Below are 14,359 nucleotides of genomic sequence, written 5' to 3'. Positions count from 1 at the left end.
ATTGAAGGAGACCCGCTGATGTCACACACGAAGGAGAGGAGGAGCCTTGCGTAAGTTTCTGCGCACAGTTCTCGAACTGCTGGCGGTGCTGTTGCTGGTGAGTTTCGGAACGTTCATGCTGGTATCACTCCTCCCCAATGACCCCGCGGTCATCATTCTGGGTGAAGGACACCCGCCGGAAGCCTATGAGCAACTGCGGCAGGAACTGGGCCTGAACGACCCGATCCTCCAGCGTTACGCCGACTGGCTCGGCAGCGCCCTGCAAGGTGACCTCGGCAAGTCGATCGTGCCGCCCTACAGCGTGGTGTCCGATCGGATCGCCGCCGCCCTGCCGGTCTCGGTGCAGTTGGCCGTGATGGGCATGGTGCTCGCCCTGCTGGTCTCGGTGCCGCTGGCGATGTGGTCGGCCTACAACCAGGGCGGACGCGTCGACCGGGTGGTCAGCGCCGGCACCTTCGCGGTGCTCTCGGTGCCCAGCTTCCTGGCCGGTCTGCTGCTGATCATGGTCTTCGTCAACTACCTCGGCTGGTTCCCCCGTGCCGAGTGGTCACGGCTGTCCGAAGGCATCGGCAAGAACCTCTTCCACGCCGCCCTGCCGGCGGTGACCATCTCGCTGATGGAAGCGGCCACCTTCACCCGAATCCTGCGCAACGACCTGATCACCACCTTGCAGGAGGACTACATCCTGGCCGCGAAGGCCAAGGGCATGTCCCCGGTGCACGTGCTGGTCAGTGACGCTCTGCGCCCCTCGTCCTTCTCGCTGATCACGGTGATGGGTATTTCCCTGGGCCGCTTGATCGGCTCGACGGTGATCGTCGAATACCTCTTCGCCCTCCCCGGTATGGGGTCGCTGGTGATCGGTGCCGCCGACACCGGTGACTACACGATGGTGCAGGGCACGGTACTGGTCATCGCGGTGATCTACGTGTTGATCAACGCCCTGGTCGACCTGTCGTACGGCTTCCTCGATCCACGCACCAGGAGGGCATGATGAGCCAGAACACTCCTACGCCCGAATCCGAGACCGTGGACGCCGCCGCGGCCGATCCGATCACCCCGCCGCCCGGGGATGTGCCCAAGTTCAAGCGCAAGGGCAGTCTGTGGGTCGGTATCGCCGTCGCCGTGATCGGCCTGCTGATCATTCTCGGTGCCCTGATCTCGATGCCGATCGGCTGGTTGCAGCTTTTGGTCTTCGTGGTCGGCTGTGCGGTGATGTGGTGGGGCGTCGACCGGGCCCTGAAGTGGGTCTTCGGCCCGTCCTTCGACCTGCTCACCTGGGCCTGTGTGGCCTGGCTCGGCATCCTGATCCTGGCCGCGATCCTGGCCCCGGTGCTGCCCCTGCAGGAGCACGCCGACCTGGCCCGGGCGCTGCAGGACGGCACCAAGCCGATGCGCCGCCCCGATGTGCTGTCGCCGAACCTGTTGGGTACCAACAACTTCGGTCTGGACCTGCTGGCCCGTGTCATCTACGGTGCCCGCGCCTCGCTGGTGGTCGCCCTGCTGGCGGTGCTGATCGGCATCGTCTTCGGTGGTGCGATCGGCATGCTGGCCGGCTTCTTCCGCAAGGCCACCGACACCGTGGTCGGCATCTTGACCAACGCCCTGTTGGCCATCCCGCCGCTGATTCTGCTGATCGCCCTGGCCACCGTGCTGGAGCCGAACATGCGCAACCTGTCCTTCGCCCTGTCCCTGCTGGCGCTGCCCAGCATGGTGCGAATGGCCCGGGCCAACACCCTGACCTTCGCCCAGCGCGAGTTCGTCCTGGCGGCCCGTTCGATGGGTGCCACCAACGGCCGGCTGATGTTCAAGGAGATCATGCCGAATGTGCTGTTGCCGCTGCTGTCGTACTCGATGGTCGTGGTCTCGGCACTGATCGTGGCCGAATCCTCGCTGAGCTTCCTGGGTCTGGGTATCCAGCCCCCGCAGCCCTCCTGGGGCAACATGATCTCCGAGGGTGAGGGCACCACCTTCCGGGAGCACCCGCACATCGTGCTGGTGCCGGGTGCGGTGCTGTTCTTGACCGTGTTCTCGTTCAACATGCTCGGCGAGCGCGCACGCAAGCTGTGGGATCCGCGCCAGGCGAAGCTGTGAGGAGCTGTTAGATGACGACGACAACGACCGAACCAGCCGTGTTGGACCCGCGCGACGGCGACCCGTTGCTGGTGGTGGATGCCCTGCACACCGAGATCATGACCCCGCGGGGGGCCCTGAAGGCGGTGGACGGGGTCACCTTCAGCCTCCGCCAGGGCGAAACCCTGGGCGTGGTGGGGGAATCCGGCTCCGGTAAGTCGGTGATGGGCCGTACCGTGATGGGCCTGTACCGCTCCGGCGGCAACATGAACGTCAGCGGTCAGGTGCTGCTCGACGGTGAGGACATCCAGTCGATGACCCCCCGCGAACTGCGCCGGATCTGGGGTTCCAAGGTCGGCATGGTCTTCCAGGACCCGATGACCGCCCTGAACCCGGTCAAGAAGATCGGCGCCCACCTCACCGAGACGCTCAAGGAACACTCCAAGCTCGACGGCAAGGCGGCCCGCAACCGGGCCGAAGAACTGCTCAACCTGGTCGGCATTCCCGAACCTCGGCGTCGACTCGACCAGTTCCCGCACGAGATGTCGGGCGGTATGCGTCAGCGCGTGGTGATCGCCATCGCCCTGGCCAACAACCCGCGGCTGTTGATCGCCGACGAGCCGACCACCGCCCTGGACGTGACGGTGCAGAAGCAGATCCTCGACCTGCTGCAGCGGCTGCAGGCCGAACTGGGCATGGCGGTGATCCTGATCAGCCACAACCTGGGTGTGGTTGCCGGTCGCGCCGACCGGGTCGGGGTGATGTACGCCGGCCGGTTCGCCGAACTGGCTCCGGCCAAGTCGCTCTTCGGTCAGCCCCAGCACCCGTACACCCATGCGTTGTTGGCGGCGATCCCGAAGCTGGAGCAGCCGCCGCATGTGCGCCTGGACGCGATCGAGGGCGCCCCGCCCAACATGATCAACCCGCCGCACGGCTGCCGCTTCGCACCCCGGTGCAAGTTCGCCCAGGACGATTGCACCCAGGTGCCGCCGCGCCTGGTGCCCACCGATCAGAGCAACCGGATGGGGCATCTGCGGCATTGGTACGCCTGCTACCACCCCGTTTCGCACGACACCCGTGGAGGTGAATGATGGCCGGAAGTGGTTCCGACCACCTGCGCGCCGATCAGGACCAGGTGCTCACCGTCACCGACCTCGTGGTCGAGTTCCCGACCAAGGGTGGCGGCAAGGTGCACGCCGTCTCCGGCATCAGCTTCGACCTTCTGCGTGGTGAGACCCTGGGCATCCTGGGCGAATCCGGCTGTGGCAAGTCCAGTGCCGGACGCGCGGTGATGCAGTTGCCGCCGCCGACCTCGGGTTCGGTGCGGCTGGAGGAAACCGAGCTGACCGGGCTGAGCAAGACCGCGGTGCGCAGCAAGCGACGCCCGATGCAGATGATCCTGCAGGACCCGGTCTCGGCGCTGAACCCGCGTCGCCGGGTCAAGGATCTGGTGGCCGAAGGGCCCCGGATCTGGGGCAAGAAGGTCACCACCGAACAGATCCGCGCCGTGCTCACCGAGGTCGGCCTGGATCCCGATGTGGTGATGGATCGCCGCCCCTACGAGATGTCGGGTGGTCAGTGCCAGCGGGTGTGTATCGCCCGGGCGCTGATGCTGGAACCGACGGTGATGATCTGTGACGAGCCGGTGTCCAGCCTGGACGTGTCGGTGCAGGCCCAGATCCTGAACCTGTTGGAGCGCACCAAGGAGACCCACAACATCTCGATGGTCTTTATCGCCCACGACCTGGCGGTGGTGAAGAACATCTCCGACCGGGTGATGGTGATGTACCTGGGCAAGGTCTGTGAGATCACCCCCAGTGACGGCCTGGCGAGCAGGGCTCTGCACCCCTACACCAAGCTGCTGCTGGACTCGGTGCCCGAGGCCGAACTGCTGGACGACGGTGAGGTGGCCCGCGGTGGCCAGACCAGCACCGAACTGCCGTCGCCGCTGAACCCGCCGAGCGGTTGCCGATTCCGCACCCGCTGCCCGCTGGCCAGCGAGATCTGCACCGATGAGGAACCGACCCTGCGGGAACTGGCTCCCGGTCAGTGGGTGGCCTGCCACCACGCCGACGACGGAGCCGCGCCGACCCGCGCGGTGATCGGCGAGGAGGGCAACCCCGAGACCGGTCTGGTGGCCGAGGAGGACTGACCTCGAACAACCCCGGCAGCGGCATACCCTAATCTCGGGGTATGCCGCTGCCTGTTGTGTCGATCATTCTGTCCCCGCACACCGCCCCCGAACGGTACGTGCCCCTGGCCCGCCGGGCCGAGGAGGCCGGTGTCACCGAGATCTGGGTGTGGGAGGACTGCTTCTACGAATCCGGCATCGCCGCGGCTGCGGCGATCCTGGGCGCCACCGAACGCACCAAGGTCGGCATCGGCCTGCTGCCGGTGCCGCTGCGGGCGGTGTCGCTGACCGCGATGGAGATTTCCACCATCGCCCGGATGTTCCCGGGCCGGCTGATGCCGGGCATCGGCCACGGCGTCCTCGATTGGATGGCCCAGGCCGGGGTGCGGGTGCGCTCGCCACTGACCTTGTTGCGGGAGTACGCGACCGCCCTGCGCAGCCTGCTGGCCGGCGAGGAGGTCAGCACCGAGGGCCGGTATGTGAACCTCGACCGGGTGCGGTTGAACTGGCCGGCCGACCCGACCCCGCCGATCCTGATGGGTGCCGAGGGGCCGAAAACCCTGGCTCTGGCCGGCGAACTGGGCGACGGGATCCTGCTGGTGGGCAGCCTGGATGCCGAACAGACCGGTGCGAAGCTGCGCACCGCGCTGGACGCCCGGTCAGCGGCCGGGGTGACTGGTGACTACACCGTGGTGAAGTTCGACGAGATCGCCTTCGACGCCTCGGCCGATCAGGTGCGTGCGAAGGCATCGGCCCTGGCCGAGGTCGGGGTGCAGCGGATGCCGCTGCTGACCTTGGACGCCGAGGGCAGGCCCGACCCCGGCGACGGCATCGAACGGTTGATCGACACCGTTGCCGAGGTGATGGGCCGGTAGGTGCGGCCGGCGGTTCAGGTCAGCGGCGGACGGAGCAGGAAGGACAGCACCGCGGCCTCCCAGCGCTCCTTCTGCTCGATCATCGCCCAGTGGCCGCACTTGGGCAGCACGTGCAACTCGGCGTTCGGGATCATCCGCATCGGCAGGGTGGCCATGTCCACCGGGGAGACCCGGTCATCGCGACCCCAGGTGAGCAGCACCTCGGCCTTGATGGTGTGCAGCATCGACCAGTAGGGCGGCCGGTCGGCGGCCGGCGGGGCGCTCATCGCGGCCTTGTTGTACATCCGCTTGGAGAACTCCAGGGTGGCCGGCTCGGTGGCCAGGGCCCAGCGTTCCTCGATCAGTTCCTCGGTGATCATCGACTGGTCGTAGACCATCGACTGCAGCCACCGGATCAGGCCGTCGCGGGTCGGGTTGGCGGTGAAATCCACCAACAGGTTGATGCCCTCGGCCGGCGACGGCACATTCATCGCCACGCCCATGCCGCCGATGGTCACCAGCTTGCCCAGCCGGTCGGGGCTCTGCATCGCGAAGTTGGTACCGACGATGCCGCCCATCGAGTTGCCGATGATGTCGACCTTGTCGATGCCCAGCCCGTCCAGGAAGTCGGTGACCGCCGGTAGGGCGGCCATCATCGGGTGCAGGTCGGTGTCGTCGGACACCCCGAAGCCGGGGAATTCCAGGATGTAGGTGTGGAAATGCTCGGCGAAGACCCCCAGGTTGCCCTTGAAGTTGCGCCACCCGGTCACACCCGGGCCCGAACCATGCAGCAACAACAACGGCGGGCCTTCACCGGCCTCGTGGTACCGCAGTACCCCGTTGTCGGTGGCGAGTTCGCGCTGCGTGGATTCATGGGTCAGTTCGGTCATGGGATTCCTCGTGATCGTGGGCTACGGGGCCACGCTAGGAAGGCCGCCCGTCGGCACCCGACCCGATCCCGTTGATCGGGATCTTCCGATGGGTTCGGCGGGGGTGCGGCGGTTCGATGAGCGTTGCACTGATCTACGAGGAGAAAACATGCCCGTGTCCGACCCGTTGCACCGTCCCGCATATCAGGGGGATCTGTTGATCACTGCGTTGCGCAGGCAGCGCAATGTCCCGGTTCTGCAGGTCGGGGACGAGACCATCACCGGTCAGCAGTTCGCCGACTGGATCTCCACCGTTCGACAGGCCCTCATTTCGGTCGGCCTGGGGCCGGGTTCGACCACCGCGATGCTCAGCCCGAACCGTCCCGAGGTGCTGGTGCAGCTCGGCGTCGGCATGGTGCTGGGGCTGCGCAACACCCCGGTGGGCACGATGGCCTCGTTGGACGACCAGGCCTCGATGCTCACCGACGGTGAGGTCGAAACGCTGATCTTCGACCCGATGTACGCCGAGCGGGCCGCCGAGCTGGCCGAACGTGTGCCCACGCTGACCAACCTGTTCTCCTTCGGCCCGGCCGAGGTGGGTACCGACCTGCTGGCCCTGGCCGAGCAGTTCGAGCCCGAACCCCTGGTGATCTCGGAGCTGGAACCGTGGGACTACTCCTCGCTGGTCTACACCGGTGGCACCACCGGTCGTCCCAAGGCTGTGATCGGTACCTACGGCATCGGCAACGCGCTGAACTACATCCAGATGAGCGAATGGCAGATGCCGGATCGGCCCCGATTCCTTTTCTGCACCCCGCTGACCCATGCCGGGGCGGCCTTCTTCCTGCCCGTGCTGCTGCGTGGCGGCACCCTCATCGTGTTGCCGGCCTTCGAACCGGGCGCGGTACTGGAGGCGATCGAGAAGTACCGGATCACCGCCCTGATGTTGGTGCCCACGATGATTTACAAGGTGCTGGATCACCCCGACCTGGCCACCCGCGACCATTCCAGCCTGGAACGGATCTACTACGGCGCCGCGGCGATGTCGCCGACTCGGCTCGCCGAGGGCCTGAAGGTCTTCGGGCAGGTGTTCTTCCAGTTCTACGGTCAAACCGAATGCGGCATGACCATCTGTGTGCTCAAGGTCGACGAGCACCTGGCCGACAACCCCGACCGGCTCGCCAGCGCGGGACGTCCGGTGCCGTGGCTGCACGTCAAACTGCTCGACGACCAGATGAACGAGGTGCCCACCGGTGAGGTGGGGGAGATCTGCGTGCGCGGCCCGCTGGTGATGTCGGGGTACTGGAACCGGGTGGAGGAAACCGAGGAGGCCCTGCGCGGCAACTGGCTGCACACCGGCGACATGGCCAAGGCCGACGAGGACGGCTTCCTGACCATCGTCGACCGGCGCAAGGACATGATCGTCAGCGGCGGCTTCAACGTCTTCCCCCGCGAGGTCGAGGACGTGATCGCCACCCATCCCGCGGTGTCGCAGGTGGCGGTGATCGGTGTTCCGCACCCGACCTGGGGTGAAGCGGTGACCGCCTGCGTGGTGCTCCGGGAAGGAGCCCAGGTCGACCCCGACGAGCTGGTGGCGATGGTGCGCGCGGCCAAGGGGCCGGTACATGCCCCCAAGACCATCGAGATCGTCGACACCCTGCCGGTCACCCCGTTGGGCAAGCTGGACAAGAAGCGGATGCGTGCCGAGCGTTGGGAGGGGCACGACCGACAGGTCTGATGCCCACCTTCCACGCCGTGGCTGCTGCCCACTTTCCACGCCGTGGCTGCTACCCATTTCCACGAAGTGGAAGTGAACATTCCACCCGGCACCGCGCCCGGGACACAGTGGTTGCTCCGATCGTCCAGGAGGAACCATGGGTGCTCAGCGTTTGGTGCCGGGTGAGGCACGCTTCCCGAAGAATGCCTGGTATGTCGCCGCCTTCGCCGAGGAGGTGACCACCCGGCCGATGCACCGGCTGCTGGTGGACGCCGATGTGGTGCTCTACCGCACCGCCGACGGCACGCCGGTGGCCCTGATGGACCGCTGCCCGCACCGTGGCTACCCCTTGTCCGAAGGTGGGGTGACCGTCGGTGACAACATCCAATGCCAGTACCACGGTCTCCAATTCGGCCCCGACGGGCACTGCCGGGTGGTGCCGTCGGGTGATCGTCGTCCCGAACGCATTCGGGTGCGCAGTTACCCGCTCGTGGAGCGTTACGAACTGCTGTGGATCTGGGTCGGTGACCCCGAGGCGTGTGACCCCGACCTGATTCCCGACTACGGGGTCTACGGCTACGGCGCCGAGGGGATGCATTACAAGACCGGCATCAAACTCGAGATCGAGGCCAACTACCTGCTGCAGATCGACAACCTGCTGGACGCCACCCACATCACCTACCTGCACGAGGGCCAGATCGACACCGGGGATGTGGCCGGCGAGCCTCTGGAATTGTTCGAACGCGACGGACGGGTTTTCGTCCGCCGCACCATGCGCAATGAGGAACAGGCCCCGCTGACCATGAAGTCCTTCGGCTTCGCCGGGGGCCGGGCCCACCGCACCGTCACCACCGAGGCTTGGCCACCGTCGCTGTGCGGGGTGTTGATCGAGTTCGAGGAGGCCGAGGTCGACAACCCCAAGAAGCAGACCATCCAGTTGATCGCCGCAATCACCCCGCAGGACCGCACCCACACCCTGGTCTTCACCACCGGCGTCAAATCCTTCCCGCCGGTCAATCCGAACGAGAATGCCGACAGCCGCGCACTGCTGGGTGAGGACGCCGCCGCCCTGGAGGCGATCCAGCGCCGGCACGACAAGCTCGGCCCCGACGAATGGGTCGAGTTCGGCCTGCCCGCCGATCAGGCCCAGTACCGGGCCCGGCAGATCATCCAGCGGATGCTGCAGATCGAGGACGGGGAGATCACCGCCGCCGAGGCCGCCGGTGACAAGACCCTGCAGGCCACCGTGGACCTGACCAACTGAGGAGGCACCCGGATGACCGCATCAACCTTGGACCCGAACGGACCCCAGCCCTACTCGGTGGAGATTCCCGAGGCCGAAGAGCTGATCGAACGGGCCAATGTCCTGACCGAACCGATCGCCCGCTTCGCCGATTACCACCAGGAACACCGCACGGTGCACCCGGACGTGATCGAGATGATTCAGCAGGCGGGCCTGTTCCGGGTGCTGCGCCCGAAACGCTGGGGCGGCTACGAGATGTGCCCCACGGTGGCGGCCGAGGTGCAGTTCGCCCTGGCCAAGGCCGACCACTCGGTGGGGTGGGTCTTCGGGGTGCTCAGCGTGCACGCCTTCGAGATGGCACTGTTTCCCGACCAGGCCTGCGCCGATGTGTACGGGCACAACGACGAGGCGCTGATCTGTTCGTCCTTCCAGCCGGGCGGCAATGCCGTGGCCACCGAGGGCGGCTTCCTGTTCAACGGGCGGTGGCGCTTCGCCAGCGGCTCGAACCACGCCGACTGGTGCTTCCTGGGTGGCCACCGCGAGGACGGTTTCATCACCTGTCTGATTCCGCGGGAGGAATACGAACTGGTCGACACCTGGTTCACCCCCGGCCTGCGCGGTACCGGATCCCAGGACATGATCGTGGCCAACCGGGTGATCCCCGAACACCGGATCCACGCCGCCATCGACGGCTTCCACTGCGACTCCCCGGGCAATGCGGTGAACACCGGGTTGCTCTACCGGCTGCCCTTCCACCAGGTGTTCATCCGGGGCATCACCAACTCCTCGATCGGTGCCCTGGACGGGATGATCGACGCCTACATCGACTACATCACCCAGCGGGTCACGGTGTACGGCACCAAGGCCGGCGAGGACCCCGACGTCCAACAGGCCCTGGGCGAGGCGATGCTGACCTCACGCCAACTCAAGGCCGAACTGCGGGCCAACTACGCCGAACTGTCCGAGTACGCCCGGCGTGGCGAGGCACCGCCCTTCGACCTGCGGTTGCTCACCAAACTCGGTGCCGCCTCGGTGGCCGACCGCTGCCGGGAGGCCGCCCAGCGACTCTTCGAATGCACCGGTGGGCACGGCCTCTTTGAACGCAACACCCCGTTCGGACGCCAGTACATCGACATGATCTCGGCCAAACAGCACATCGCCGCCCAGAACCACACCACTGCCCGCAATACCGGGGCGCTCGCGCTGGGGCTGGATTCGGGGGAGTTCTACCTCTGAGCAGGACGGGCTACGAATCGGGCACCCGGACCCTCGTTCCCGTCCCGCGCACGGACCTTCGAGTTCGCTCCTGCTGTAACCGGCCTGATTTTGGCTCGGCGCGCTGTCCACGTGGATGGTGGCGCGGAATCGGGCTGGTTGCAGCAGGGGAGCGGTGGGAGTTGGGTGGTTCGGGTTCGAACCGGGAGCGCCGCGTCGTCAGCTCGCCCGGGCCCGCGGACTCTCGCCGCGCCGTCAACTCACGTAAGCCGTCAACTCGCGTACGCCCGGTGCACCTGACGGCCGGCCGCGGTTTCGATCGCATGGCAGGTGCTGCGCAGCGCGCTCTCCAGGGCCCGGGCCGAGGCCTGGATCCGCTCCCGCGGGCCGCTGATCGAGATCGCCGCGATCATCGGGGTGCCCACGGTGGTGTGCCCGTCCGGCTTGGCCACCACCGCCCGGGCGATGCAGCCGACCTCCGGCCACGATTCGCCCCGATCATGGGCCAGGCCCTCCCGGCGCACACGGGCGATCTCGGCGGTCAGATCCTCGAAGGTGGTGATGCTGTTCGGGGTGGCCTGGGTCAGTCGGTGGCGGCTGAAGTCGGCCAGCAGTTCCGGGTCGCCGGCGGCCAGGATGGCTTTGCCCGAGGCGGTCAGGTGCGCGGGTCGGCGGCCACCGAAGCGGGTGGGAATGATCGCGCCCTCCCGCCCGGACAGCTTCTTCCAGAAGACCACGTCCGGTCCGTCCAGAAAGGTCAGGTGCACGGTCTGGCGGGTGCGCAGATGCAGTTCCATCAACTCGGGCTGGGCCAACCGGAAGAACCAGTGTTCCTCCCCGGCGCCCATCTCCAGCATCCGCACCCCGAACTCGTACTGGTTGCCGACTCGGCTGAGCCAGCGCATCTCGACCAGGCTGTCCAGGAACCGGTGCACCGTGGTGCGGGGCAGACCGGTGCGCTGGCAGACCTCGGTGAGGGTTTGTCCCCGCTGCTCCTGGATGGCACTCATCACTTGGTCCATCCGGTGCAGTACCGACTTGGATGATTCAGCTGACATGACTCACTGCGCATTCTGTGGGGTGGAGCTCAGGTCCGTTGCCGCAGTGTAGGACCCGATGGAAAGCGTTATCTAGAAGTTTTCCGGATACCGGGACTGTTGGTCGCCACTGTTCGGTTGTGCTGTTTGGCTCAGGCCCACACGATGAAGGGACGAATTGATGGCTCAACAACGGTTCGGCTGGGCCCGCCGAGTGGCGGCCCTGGCGATGGTGTCGGTCCTGGTGGCCGCTGGATGTACCCGGGGCACCGATGGCCCCGAGGGTGAGGAAACGGCACCGGCACAGAAGTCCAAGTGGACACCCGGCATGCTCCATATCAAGGAGGACGGCACCCCGTCCCCCGGCGGCGAACTGACCTTCGGAGGATTGTCCGAGCCGCGCAGCCTGGATCCGGCCATGAACATCATGTCGGGTCTGACCGGCGGTATGGAGATGGCCGCGATCTTCGATGTGCTGATGCGCTGGGATGTCGAGAGCGGTGAACTCGTGCCGCAGTTGGCCGAGGGGCTGGAGCACAACGACGACCACACCGAATGGACGCTGAAGCTGCGCGAGGATGTGAAGTTCAGCAACGGCAAGCCGCTGAACGCCGAGGCCGTGATCTGGAGCCTCGAGCGCTACATGAAGATGCCCACCGACGAAGCGCGGATGTGGCAGGGCAAGGTCGCCTCGACCGAAGCCGTGGACGAGCGCACGGTCAAGTTCACCCTGAACGACCCGTGGCCGACCTTCGGCTACATGCTGACCACCGCCCCCGGCATGATCGTCGCCGAGGGCTCCGACGGTGCCACCCCCGAGGAGTTCAAGCCGATCGGGGCCGGCCCCTACGTCCTGGAGCGCCACGCCCCGGGCGAGGAGATCGTGCTGACCGCCCGCGACGACTACTGGCGCGGTGAGGTGAACATCAAGAAGCTGCGCGCGGTCTTCCTGGGTGCTCCCGAGGCCACCTCCGAGAGCTTCGAGGGCGGCAATATCAAGCTGGCCGCGCTGAACGACCCGGTGCTGGCCGACAAGTACATCGACAGTGACACCCAGATGTTCCTGAACATGGTGCCGTTGGGCCGGGTCGCGATCATCAACGCGACCGAGGGACGTCCGGGTGAGGACGTGCGGGTGCGCAGGGCGATGGCGCTGGCCGTCGACCCGACGGTGATCCAGGACCGGGCCTTCGGCGGGTCGGGCTATGCCAGCGATCAGATCTTCCCGGAGATCTCGGGTTGGCACTCCGGTGTGGAGGGTTACGGCCACGATCCGGAGGAGGCCAAGAAACTCCTCGAGGAGGCCAAGGCCGACGGTTTCGACGGCAAGGTCTCCTACACCTTCCCGAACACCCCCAGTGCCCGGGAGCAGGCCATGGCGATCAAGGCCCAGCTCGACGCGGTGGGCTTCGAGACCGAACTCGACCCCCTGCGCGGCACCCCGGAACTGATCAAGAAGGTGCTGATCGACCGCGATTACGATCTCGGTCAGTCGGGTATGTCGTGGCGTGAGGCCGAGCCGTGGGCCCGGATGGCCGCGGTCGGGCACAGCACCGGCAACCCCAGCGGTACCTACACCAGCCCCGAGATGGATGGGCTGATCGACGAGTTCGGGCGCGAGGCCGATCACGACAAGAAGGTCGAGATCGCCGGCAAGATCCAGGAACAGTGGAACCAGGACGTGCCGGCGCTGATCTTCGCCCCGGCCGCCGACTACGTCATCTGGTCCGACGACGTGCGCGGTATCAAGAGCCACATCAATGTGATGGTGCTCTTCGACGAGGCCTGGATCGAGAAGGGCTGATCCCGTTGCCGGGGGCCCGGTCGAGGATCAGGCCCCCGGCACGTACCGGGTCGCGCCCAGCGCATCGGCGAACAGGGCGCGCGACTCCTCCCGGCCGTCCAGCAGTCGGTTGGTGCGCCGGGAGATCTTCCACCCCTCATCGGTGCGGACGAACTCCCAGACACTGGCGGTGGCGCGGCGCGGGTAGAACCGGAACTCGCCCTCGTCCTTGATCACCATCAGGGTGTGGCCGACCGCGGTGGCGGTGTCCCCGTCCACCTCGATGGTGAGCGGGCCGGTGAAGTGCGCCGCCCCACCGGTGATCCACCCCTGATGCCCTTCACTTTTCACCATCGCGCGGATTTCCTCGCGGTTGTTCATGCAGATCTCGTCCACGTCGTAGACGCCGTCGGCGATGTACAGGTCGGCCACCGCATCCGGGGCCCCACTGTCGACCAGGGGCCCGTAACTCATCGCCAGGTTGGTGATCTCGGCGATATCGCGCAGGTGGCGCACCTCGGTCTCCAGGGCCGCCAGTCGTTCTTCGATGGTCATCTCATGCTCCTCGGTTGGTGCCGGACAGGTCGGTCAGGTCGGCCAACGTGGCCAGTTGTTCGCAGTAGTGGTCGGCCGAGTCGGCGCGCATCTGCACCGCGACGACCGTCGCCCCGGCGGCCACCGTGCGGTCGATCCGGCGCCGGGCGCCGTCCGGGTCTCCGATCGGGTCGAGCGGGCCGGTGGACAGCACGACCTCGAAACCTTCCGGCAGGTCGAACTTGGCCAACAGTTGCTGGAGCTGCTCGAAGCCCAGCCCGAAGGGCAACCAACCGTCGCCCAGGGTGACCGCCCGACGCAGTGAGCGCTGGCTGCGGCCCCCCACCCACATCGGGACGTGGTCCTGCACCGCGTGCGGCTGCACCACCATCCCGGAGTAGTCGTAGTAGTCGCCGTGGAACTCCGGCTCGGCCACCGACAGGCTCGCGCGCAGGGCGGCCATCGCCTCATCGGCCCGGGCCCCGCGATCGGTGAAGGGCGCGTCCAACAGCTCGAATTCCTCCTCCAGGCTGCCGACGCCCAGGCCCAACACCAGTCGACCGTTGCTGACCAGGTCGAGGGTGCCGTACCGCTTGGCGATCTCGAGCGGGTGGTGGTAGCCGAGTACCAGCACCTGGGTGACCAGGCGCAGCTTCTCGGTGCGGGCGGCCAGGTAGCCGAAGGTGGCCAACGGGTCCCAGTAGGTCAGCCCGCGGGACTCCGCCGAGCGGGGGAGTGCCACGTGTTCACTGCAGGACATGTGGTGGTAGCCGAGCCGGTCGGCGGCCTCGGCGATGGTGGCGAGTTCGCCGATGCCGGCGTCGGCCTCCCACTCCGAAGCGATGCCGGGCTGTTGGATCACAATCGGGCTCGAAATACCGATCCGCATAACGGGTTCTCCTTCTC

General features: G+C 66.8%; 13 protein-coding genes. 9 read left to right on the top strand and 4 right to left on the bottom strand.

Features of this window, described 5'->3' with window-relative positions:
* Nucleotides 1-46: 46 nt before the first annotated feature.
* From ACR4XW_RS02965 to ACR4XW_RS02945, 5 genes are read left to right on the top strand one after another with little or no spacing between them, the layout of a single operon-like run.
* Nucleotides 47-991 carry an ABC transporter permease gene (locus ACR4XW_RS02965; protein ID WP_434759020.1) on the top strand — a complete coding sequence of 315 codons (945 nt, stop codon included), beginning with the start codon at nucleotides 47-49 and terminating at the stop codon, nucleotides 989-991.
* A complete protein-coding gene (locus tag ACR4XW_RS02960; protein WP_434759019.1) occupies nucleotides 991-2,091 on the top strand; it encodes an ABC transporter permease in 1,101 nt (366 codons plus the stop codon). The genes ACR4XW_RS02965 and ACR4XW_RS02960 overlap by 1 nt, the downstream gene beginning before the upstream one ends.
* 11 nt (nucleotides 2,092-2,102) lie before the next feature.
* Nucleotides 2,103-3,161, top strand: coding sequence for an ABC transporter ATP-binding protein (locus ACR4XW_RS02955; RefSeq protein WP_434759018.1), 1,059 nt, complete (start codon nucleotides 2,103-2,105; stop codon nucleotides 3,159-3,161).
* Nucleotides 3,161-4,222, top strand: coding sequence for an ABC transporter ATP-binding protein (locus ACR4XW_RS02950; protein WP_434759017.1), 1,062 nt, complete (start codon nucleotides 3,161-3,163; stop codon nucleotides 4,220-4,222). The genes ACR4XW_RS02955 and ACR4XW_RS02950 overlap by 1 nt, the downstream gene beginning before the upstream one ends.
* Nucleotides 4,223-4,263: 41 nt before the next feature.
* Complete coding sequence (locus tag ACR4XW_RS02945; protein ID WP_434759016.1) at nucleotides 4,264-5,076, top strand: LLM class flavin-dependent oxidoreductase; 813 nt, start codon at nucleotides 4,264-4,266, stop codon at nucleotides 5,074-5,076.
* A 14-nt stretch (nucleotides 5,077-5,090) separates the two neighbouring features.
* Here ACR4XW_RS02945 and ACR4XW_RS02940 read toward each other — a convergent pair whose 3' ends face one another.
* Nucleotides 5,091-5,945, bottom strand: coding sequence for an alpha/beta fold hydrolase (locus tag ACR4XW_RS02940; RefSeq protein ID WP_434759015.1), 855 nt, complete (start codon nucleotides 5,943-5,945; stop codon nucleotides 5,091-5,093).
* Nucleotides 5,946-6,093: 148 nt separating this feature from the next.
* Here ACR4XW_RS02940 and ACR4XW_RS02935 point away from each other — a divergent pair, with 148 nt between their 5' ends.
* The 3 genes from ACR4XW_RS02935 (at nucleotide 6,094) to ACR4XW_RS02925 (ending at nucleotide 10,120) form a co-directional block, all read left to right on the top strand.
* Nucleotides 6,094-7,662: an AMP-binding protein gene (locus ACR4XW_RS02935; protein WP_434759014.1), complete on the top strand. Its 1,569-nt coding sequence runs from the start codon at nucleotides 6,094-6,096 to the stop codon at nucleotides 7,660-7,662.
* 136 nt (nucleotides 7,663-7,798) lie between these two features.
* A complete protein-coding gene (locus ACR4XW_RS02930; RefSeq protein ID WP_434759013.1) occupies nucleotides 7,799-8,905 on the top strand; it encodes a Rieske 2Fe-2S domain-containing protein in 1,107 nt (368 codons plus the stop codon).
* 12 nt (nucleotides 8,906-8,917) lie between these two features.
* Nucleotides 8,918-10,120: an acyl-CoA dehydrogenase family protein gene (locus tag ACR4XW_RS02925; RefSeq protein ID WP_434759012.1), complete on the top strand. Its 1,203-nt coding sequence runs from the start codon at nucleotides 8,918-8,920 to the stop codon at nucleotides 10,118-10,120.
* Between the two features lie 251 nt (nucleotides 10,121-10,371).
* Here ACR4XW_RS02925 and ACR4XW_RS02920 read toward each other — a convergent pair whose 3' ends face one another.
* Nucleotides 10,372-11,157 (bottom strand): IclR family transcriptional regulator, encoded by a 786-nt coding sequence (locus ACR4XW_RS02920; RefSeq protein WP_434759011.1) that lies wholly within the window; start codon nucleotides 11,155-11,157, stop codon nucleotides 10,372-10,374.
* Between the two features lie 160 nt (nucleotides 11,158-11,317).
* Between ACR4XW_RS02920 and ACR4XW_RS02915 the strand changes: the two genes are divergently transcribed.
* Nucleotides 11,318-12,940 (top strand): ABC transporter substrate-binding protein, encoded by a 1,623-nt coding sequence (locus tag ACR4XW_RS02915; protein WP_434759010.1) that lies wholly within the window; start codon nucleotides 11,318-11,320, stop codon nucleotides 12,938-12,940.
* Nucleotides 12,941-12,967: 27 nt separating this feature from the next.
* Here the strand turns inward: ACR4XW_RS02915 and ACR4XW_RS02910 are convergent, their stop codons facing one another.
* Together ACR4XW_RS02910 and ACR4XW_RS02905 are read right to left on the bottom strand one after the other, a co-directional pair.
* The gene (locus tag ACR4XW_RS02910; protein WP_434759009.1) at nucleotides 12,968-13,474 is read right to left on the bottom strand and encodes a nuclear transport factor 2 family protein; all 507 of its coding nucleotides are present in this window, start codon (nucleotides 13,472-13,474) and stop codon (nucleotides 12,968-12,970) included.
* A gap of 1 nt (nucleotide 13,475) precedes the next feature.
* Nucleotides 13,476-14,342, bottom strand: coding sequence for an LLM class F420-dependent oxidoreductase (locus ACR4XW_RS02905; RefSeq protein ID WP_434759008.1), 867 nt, complete (start codon nucleotides 14,340-14,342; stop codon nucleotides 13,476-13,478).
* Between the last annotated feature and the right edge of the window lie 17 nt (nucleotides 14,343-14,359).

This window comes from Pseudenemella bisphenolivorans (assembly GCF_051133435.1).
Classification (GTDB): domain Bacteria; phylum Actinomycetota; class Actinomycetes; order Propionibacteriales; family Propionibacteriaceae; genus JAAYAO01.
This window is presented reverse-complemented; position numbering and strand designations above follow the sequence as displayed.